The 6690-nt window shown below is 41.3% G+C and carries 9 protein-coding genes; 8 read left to right on the plus strand and 1 reads right to left on the minus strand.

Translation table 11 applies throughout. The features are described from left to right. Positions 1-23 precede the first annotated feature (23 nt). On the minus strand, positions 24-692 hold the full coding sequence (locus A6754_RS08505) for an SIMPL domain-containing protein (protein ID WP_066443747.1): 669 nt from the start codon (positions 690-692) through the stop codon (positions 24-26). A gap of 280 nt (positions 693-972) precedes the next feature. On the opposite strand from A6754_RS08505, the gene spoIIIAA reads away from it, so the two are divergent. The 8 genes from spoIIIAA to A6754_RS08545 are packed head-to-tail and all read left to right on the plus strand — an operon-like array spanning position 973 to position 6213. After that, positions 973-1905: a stage III sporulation protein AA gene (gene spoIIIAA, locus A6754_RS08510; protein ID WP_066443750.1), complete on the plus strand. Its 933-nt coding sequence runs from the start codon at positions 973-975 to the stop codon at positions 1903-1905. Next, positions 1899-2414, plus strand: coding sequence for a stage III sporulation protein SpoIIIAB (gene spoIIIAB, locus A6754_RS08515; RefSeq protein WP_066443755.1), 516 nt, complete (start codon positions 1899-1901; stop codon positions 2412-2414). Before spoIIIAA ends, spoIIIAB begins: the two co-directional genes overlap by 7 nt. A 57-nt stretch (positions 2415-2471) precedes the next feature. Beyond that, positions 2472-2678 (plus strand): stage III sporulation protein AC, encoded by a 207-nt coding sequence (spoIIIAC, locus tag A6754_RS08520; RefSeq protein ID WP_009332905.1) that lies wholly within the window; start codon positions 2472-2474, stop codon positions 2676-2678. A gap of 14 nt (positions 2679-2692) precedes the next feature. Further along, complete coding sequence (spoIIIAD, locus tag A6754_RS08525) at positions 2693-3082, plus strand: stage III sporulation protein AD (RefSeq protein WP_240056581.1); 390 nt, start codon at positions 2693-2695, stop codon at positions 3080-3082. Between the two features lie 60 nt (positions 3083-3142). After that, entirely contained in the window at positions 3143-4342 is a 1200-nt protein-coding gene (gene spoIIIAE / locus A6754_RS08530; protein ID WP_066443761.1) for a stage III sporulation protein AE, read from the plus strand. A gap of 11 nt (positions 4343-4353) precedes the next feature. Continuing rightward, a complete protein-coding gene (spoIIIAF, locus tag A6754_RS08535) occupies positions 4354-4965 on the plus strand; it encodes a stage III sporulation protein AF (RefSeq protein WP_066443763.1) in 612 nt (203 codons plus the stop codon). 6 nt (positions 4966-4971) lie between these two features. Beyond that, complete coding sequence (gene spoIIIAG, locus A6754_RS08540) at positions 4972-5628, plus strand: stage III sporulation protein AG (RefSeq protein WP_066443765.1); 657 nt, start codon at positions 4972-4974, stop codon at positions 5626-5628. Between the two features lie 15 nt (positions 5629-5643). Further along, the gene (locus A6754_RS08545) at positions 5644-6213 is read left to right on the plus strand and encodes a SpoIIIAH-like family protein (protein WP_066443767.1); all 570 of its coding nucleotides are present in this window, start codon (positions 5644-5646) and stop codon (positions 6211-6213) included. The last annotated feature ends 477 nt before the right edge of the window (positions 6214-6690 follow it).

Genomic DNA, 6690 nt, shown 5'->3' on the forward strand with positions numbered 1-6690 from the left:
TATTGCTCCTCGGGATTTTCTGTTTATGAATAATAAGAAAACTCTGCGATGATCCTGCTGTTTATTGTTATTTCTCCCGGCTGAATTGGAACTGCTTCTGCTTTAGCCATTAGAGCCGTACTGCTGAAAGGGGCTATTCCATCAGTTTGTAATTGTTCTGAGACACGCAGCGGTGTTTGATTCAATTGAACACCCATGCTCCTGGCAATAGCTTCTGCTTTCTCAACAGCATTAAATACGGCAATGGAAAGTGCTTGCTGCTTATAGGCATTTGGAAGTGAAGAAGTAAACTGAATGCTGTTCACTATATTTGCACCGTTCTGTACAGCTGTATCAACAATTTCTCCAGTTTTTTCTAATTCCTTTACTGTAATCTGCAGAAGATGTTCAACTTGATAGCCCCGCAGAACTTGTGTGCCTTCATCATAGTCATAAACAGGGAACACTTGATAACTTGCCGTTTGAATTTGTTCCTCAGGAATACCTTGTTCTTTTAGTCCTTGTATAATTCTTGTCATCGTAGATGTGCTGATCGCTTGAGCCTCATTTAGTGTCTTCTGTTCCTCCCTCACGCCCAGCTGGATTTGTGCCTCGGTCGGCTGTATTTTCCATTCTCCCACGCCGACAACCGTTATTCGTTTCTTTGAAGCAGAATGTCCAGTTTCCCGATAAAATGATTGTCCGTATACCATTCTCTCTCCTCCACTTGTGATGTATTGTTGGTCTTATCTATTTTATTCAGGTAGATGTCTTTGTTTTCCTTTAATTAATATCTTCTAATTTCCTCTGCCTTCAGTCACACCCCTTCTCATAAGAAGGATTGCCACGTTTAAAAATGCATCAACACCGCCTATCCTTAATATCCACCTAAAAAAATTCAAACAAGGTCATAAAGTCCATTCCCCAGCATACATTTTAAGTAATGAAAGCTAGTCCAATAGCTGTTGAATTTTTAAAGGGAGGCATTGCGTTTTGGAAAACATTCTAGCCTATTTGCCAAATAATATTTCAGATCATTGCAGACATATTCCTCCAGACCATCTATCACAGCTTGAAGAAATACGCGTTCGCATTCATCGACCGCTGGAATTGACTTGGAAAGGTGAGACAAGCTTCTTGCCCTATATTGCTACACATGATGATGCTGTTCAGCTTTTAAATAAAATCAGTCACCATTCGATCTACACATTAGAAGAAGAGTTGAAGAGAGGTTTTATTACGATCGAAGGCGGTCATCGCATTGGTCTAGCCGGAAAGGTCATTCTTGAAGGAGGGAAGGTGAAAGCCATAAGAGATATTTCCTCTTTCAATATTCGGATTGCCAAAGAACAGCTTGGCATAGCAGAAAAATTAATTCCTTTTATTTATAACGGGTGCTGGCAGCATTCAATGATCATCGGTCCGCCGCAAACCGGAAAAACAACCCTGCTCCGTGATATTGCAAGGATCATTTCAAGTGGAGATCCTTCTGGGAGGTTTCAGGCTCAAAAAGTCGGGATCGTTGATGAAAGATCTGAGATTGCCGGGAGTGTAAACGGTATTCCAGAAATGACCTTTGGACACCGCCTTGATGTTCTCGATGGCTGTCCAAAGGCCGAGGGTATGATGATGATGATCCGGTCCATGAGCCCAGATGTATTAATCGTGGATGAAATAGGATCTCATGAAGATAAAGAAGCGATCATGGAAGCTGTAAATGCTGGAATTAAGCTGATTATGACTACACATGGCACCTCCTTTAAAGAAATCAAGCAGCGTCCTACCTTAGCCCCGATCATAGAAGCAGGCATATTTGAGCGATTTATTGAACTGGATCGGAAGCATGGACCGGGTGGCATTAAGGCAATTAGAGATGGACAAGGTCTGCTTGTGACATCTGAAAAGCTGGCGATGGCAAAATGGTAAAGGTCATCGGTGCCATTTTAATCATACTTGCTACCTCATGGATCGGCTTTGAAGCCTCAAGGCATCTTAGTGAAAGGCCACGGCAGCTGAGACAGCTGAAATCAGCTTTGCAGTCGCTGGATGCAGAGATCATGTATGGTCATACACCTCTGCATGAAGCGGCAAGAAGGCTATCTGCTCAGCTATCTAATCCATTGGCTTCATTTTTCTCGTCATTTTCTAATAGGTTAACAGAGACAGAGACGACGGTTAGAGACGCATGGGAGGATAGCTTAAAAGAGATTTGGAGCAAGACAGCATTAAAGCAAGGGGAATTTGAGATTATGAAACAGTTTGGTGAAACGCTGGGCAGACATGATCGGATTTCTCAGCAAAAGCAGATCATGCTTGCGCTTGCTCATTTGGAAAGAGAAGTCAATGATGCACATGAAAAACAGGCGAAATATGAAAGAATGGCCAAAAGCTTTGGATTTCTTTCTGGTCTGCTCATTATCATCTTATTAATATAAAATTCTTCAAATCAATCTAAATGAACCAAGAGGGCGAGACCTTAGGAGGAGTAAATAATGGGCTTGGAAGTTGATATTATTTTTAAAATTGCTGGTGTAGGAATTGTCGTTGCCTTTCTTCATACCATTCTTGATCAAGTTGGCAAAAAGGAATATGCCCAGTGGGTTACATTATTTGGTTTTATCTATATTTTGTTTATGGTTGCCTCGATTGTCGATAACCTATTTCAAAAAATTAAATCGGTCTTTCTATTCCAGGGCTAAGGGAGGCGGCTGCCATTGAAATTCTTCAAATAGTCGGTCTCGGTCTTGTTGCAACGTTTTTAGTTCTGGTTGTTAAAGAGCAAAAGCCCAATTTTGCTTTTTTTATCGTTATGTTTGCCGGCTGCGCCATTTTTTTATTTTTAATCGACCAAGTACATGCAATCATCATGATGATTGAAAAGATTGCTGTGAATGCAAACGTTAATATGGTCTACCTGGAAACGATTTTAAAGATCATCGGCATTGCTTATATTGCAGAATTTGCTTCACAAATGACAAAGGACGCCGGCCAGGGAGCGATCGCCAGCAAAATTGAACTGGCAGGAAAAATATTAATATTAGCCATGGCTATTCCGATTTTAACCGTTTTAATCGAAACAATTGTTCAGATGATCCCTAATTAGTTTGAAGCACTGCACCAATAGACGCAGCAATAGTCGTAATTCCTTTAAAGAGGTGTCCATATGAAGCACTATATCCGGAACGTGCTGATGTTAAGTATTTTTGCTTTTTTCCTATTCATTCCGAGTGTACAAGCCTCCCCGCAGACAGATCATGCCGAAGCGGCCATTCATGCGGAAGACTTGCTTGATAGCCAAATAGAATCCTTAAATCTTGATGAATTAAAGACATTCTGGGAAGAGATCAGCACCACATACGGAGGCTTTCTGCCAGAGAGTCAAAAAGGCAGTTTGTATGAATTTATTAAAGGGGACAAGCAGTTTTCCTTTCAGGAATGGGCTAAAGGGGCTCTAAAGTTTGCTTTTCATGAATTAATTGTGAATGGAAAGCTGCTCGGAACTTTAATCCTTTTAACGGTTTTTAGCATGTTTCTGCAATCTCTGCAGAACGCTTTTGAACAAAGTACGATCAGCAAGGTTGCTTATGCGATCGTGTTCATGGTTCTGATGATTATTGCGTTAAACAGCTTTCATGTTGCCATGCAATACACAGAAGATGCCATTAGCACAATGATTTCATTTATCATGGCACTGATTCCCTTGCTTTTGGCATTGATTGCTACATCGGGAGGAATTGTATCAGCAGCATTTTTTCATCCCGTTATTCTCTTTCTAATGAATATCAGCGGATTGCTTATACAGTATGTGATTTTGCCGCTCTTGTTATTATCAGCAATATTAAGTATTGTCAGTGCTTTATCTAATCAATATAAAGTAACACAGCTGGCTAATTTATTGCGTAATTGGAGCATTGGTCTGCTCGGTCTGTTTTTAACGGTTTTCTTAGGTGTTATTTCTGTGCAGGGTGCATCTTCAGCAGTAACAGATGGCATTACGATCAAAACGGCCAAGTTTATCACTGGAAACTTTATCCCGGTTATCGGTCGGATGTTTACAGATGCAACAGATACAGTGATTAGTGCTTCGGTTCTTTTGAAAAATACAGTCGGCATCGCAGGAGTAGCGATTTTAATTATTATTGCAGCATTTCCGGCAATCAAAATTTTAATGATCGCCTTCATTTATAAATTTGCTGCAGCCATTCTCCAGCCCCTTGGCGGTGGGCCAATCATCACTTGTCTGGATATTATCAGCAAAAGTGTCATTTATGTGTTTGCAGCATTGGCGGTTGTTTCTTTAATGTTTTTCCTTAGTTTAACCGTTATCATTGCCGCAGGAAATTTAACGATGATGATCCGGTAAGGAGGCAGATGATGGACTTTATTAAAGAGTGGATTACAAATATTATCCTATTTATTCTCATTGCAACAGTCATAGATATGCTGCTGCCGAATACAAAGCTGCAGAAATATACGAAGATGGTCACCGGACTGCTATTAATTGCGATAATCCTTACTCCAATCCTGCAATTTATATCAAAGGATTTTGAGCAGGCATTTGCTGATGTGCCCTCCTTTCAGGCTGTAAATGAAAATAATATGGAAAATTCGATAGAAATGAAAAAAAAAGAAATACAAGCCTCACATGATGCATATATTTTAGAAAACATGGCTGTCCAACTGAAAATGGACGCAGAGGAGGAGTTGATGGCACAATACGGGCTGCAAATCGCTCATATCGAAATAATATCTGATGAAAAGGATGAAAACGACATTCCTGTCCTGCAGCAGCTGATTGTGCAGCTGGAGCAGGCACAAGAGGAAAGCGAAGCAGTTGAAGCGGTAGAACCGGTTGATATCAATACCGGAAAACCACTGCCTTCACGTTCGGAGGATCATAACTCTGATCGTATTGCCTCACTCCTCTCCGAATCATGGGATGTAGATGGAAAAATAATCGAAGTATTGGTGGAAGGGGGGGCATAAACAGCAATGGACAAAGATAAAGGGCCCATATCGTTGTTGAAAAAATGGCTCTCAAAGGAAAATCAGCCTGATAAAAAGCCTGGAAAATACCATTATCTACTGCTTGTTCTCCTTTTTGGAGCAGCCATCATGCTGGTAAGCAATATGTTTTTCAGTGAGGAAGAGTCGACCTCAGAGCTTCCGGTGTTTAATAACAGTGAAGAAGATAGCAGCAAAGAAGATGTAGCCACATTTGGCCAGAAGCAGGGAGAAAGTACAGGTGCTATAACGGACTATGAAAAGATGTATGAATCACAAATAAAAGAAGCGCTCGACACCATTGCAGGGGTTGACGATGTAGCAGTTGTCGTCAATGTGGATGCAACAGAGAAAAAAGTGCTTGAAAAAAATAGAACAAGCCAGACTCAAACAACAGACGAAACGGATCGCGAAGGCGGAAAGAGGGTTGTTGAAGATACTTCTAAGGAAGAACAGCTCGTCATCATCCGTGAAGGAGAAAAAGAGGTTCCTATTGTGATAGAAACGAAGAAACCAGCCATCAGAGGGGTCTTAATCGTTGCCAAAGGAGCCGAAAACATCCAAGTGAAAAAAATGATTATCGAAGCAGTAACAAGAGCACTTGATGTGCCTAGCCATAGAGTATCTGTAATGCCTAAAAAATAAGAGGAGGAATCATAGATGTTATTAAAAAAACAAACGGTTTGGTTATTAACAATGTTAAGTTTAGTGGTGGTATTATCGGTGTATTACATTACGTCTCCAGAACAAGGCAGCCAGGATTTAGCAGGAATTGAGGAATCAGAAAATGCTGAAGAAAATGCAGAAGAAACAGGAACTGTTGAAGAAGAAGCTGAGATGCAGGGTGAAAATGCAGATGCAACTGTTTCAACAGTAGAATCAGATGAAATGTTTGTTCAGCTGCGTTTGGACTTAGATGACCAAAGAAGCAAAGAGAAAGAGGCATTAACAGCTGTAGTTGCTTCAAGTGAAGCTACAACTGCCCAAATCAGTGAAGCGAAGGATCAGATTGAGCAATTGAATGAAATTGCCACCAAAGAACACACATTAGAAATGCTGATCAAATCCATGAACTATGAAGACGTGCTCGTCCGTGCTGAGGGTGAAGAAGTAAGAATCACTGTAAAAGCTGAAGAGCATTCTAAATCAGCGGCAAATGAAATTATCCGTGCAGCAAAGAATGAAATTGAAAATCTAGGAGCAGTAGCTGTTGAGTTTCAAGTAAAATAAAATGGTTTAAAAGCAGCTGGCGGTCGCGTCAGCTGCTTTTTGTTGGTGCGCCCGGCATGGGTGCAATCTATAGGGTGCAAGTCCCGAGCCACGAAGGCAGTAGTAGTGGTTAGCTTAACGCAAGGGTGTCCGCGGCGACGCGGAATCTGAAGGAAGCGAGCGGCAAACCTCCGGTCTGAGGAACACGAACTTCATACAAGGCTAGGTATCATTGGATGAGTTTGCCAGACAAAACAAAGTCCTTACTGCCGAAGGTGGTACAGAGTAAATGGAGCAGATAGATGGAGGGAAAGATTGTACTCTTACCCGGGGAGGTCTGGTTGGTACGCCAAGTACACTTGGTAACCTATCTAGAAATAGATAGCTGAACAACCAGAAGTCAGCAGAGGTCATAGTACCTTACCTACTCGAGACGGTAAGGGAAGGACTGAACAATTAGGAAGAACGAGAACTAGGCATACAATTCCTGTGTAGAAG

Source organism: Cytobacillus gottheilii (assembly GCF_001636345.1).
GTDB lineage: Bacteria > Bacillota > Bacilli > Bacillales > Cytobacillaceae > Cytobacillus > Cytobacillus gottheilii.

Excerpts from the sequence above, each read along its gene's own strand:
- spoIIIAC (WP_009332905.1), top strand. The coding sequence starts at position 2,472 with ATGGGCTTGGAAGTTGATATTATTTTTAAAATTGCTGGTGTAGGAATT.
- spoIIIAG (WP_066443765.1), top strand. The coding sequence starts at position 4,972 with ATGGACAAAGATAAAGGGCCCATATCGTTGTTGAAAAAATGGCTCTCA.
- spoIIIAE (WP_066443761.1), top strand. The coding sequence starts at position 3,143 with ATGAAGCACTATATCCGGAACGTGCTGATGTTAAGTATTTTTGCTTTT.
- A6754_RS08505 (WP_066443747.1), bottom strand. The coding sequence starts at position 692 with ATGGTATACGGACAATCATTTTATCGGGAAACTGGACATTCTGCTTCA.
- A6754_RS08545 (WP_066443767.1), top strand. The coding sequence starts at position 5,644 with ATGTTATTAAAAAAACAAACGGTTTGGTTATTAACAATGTTAAGTTTA.
- spoIIIAB (WP_066443755.1), top strand. The coding sequence starts at position 1,899 with ATGGTAAAGGTCATCGGTGCCATTTTAATCATACTTGCTACCTCATGG.
- spoIIIAF (WP_066443763.1), top strand. The coding sequence starts at position 4,354 with ATGGACTTTATTAAAGAGTGGATTACAAATATTATCCTATTTATTCTC.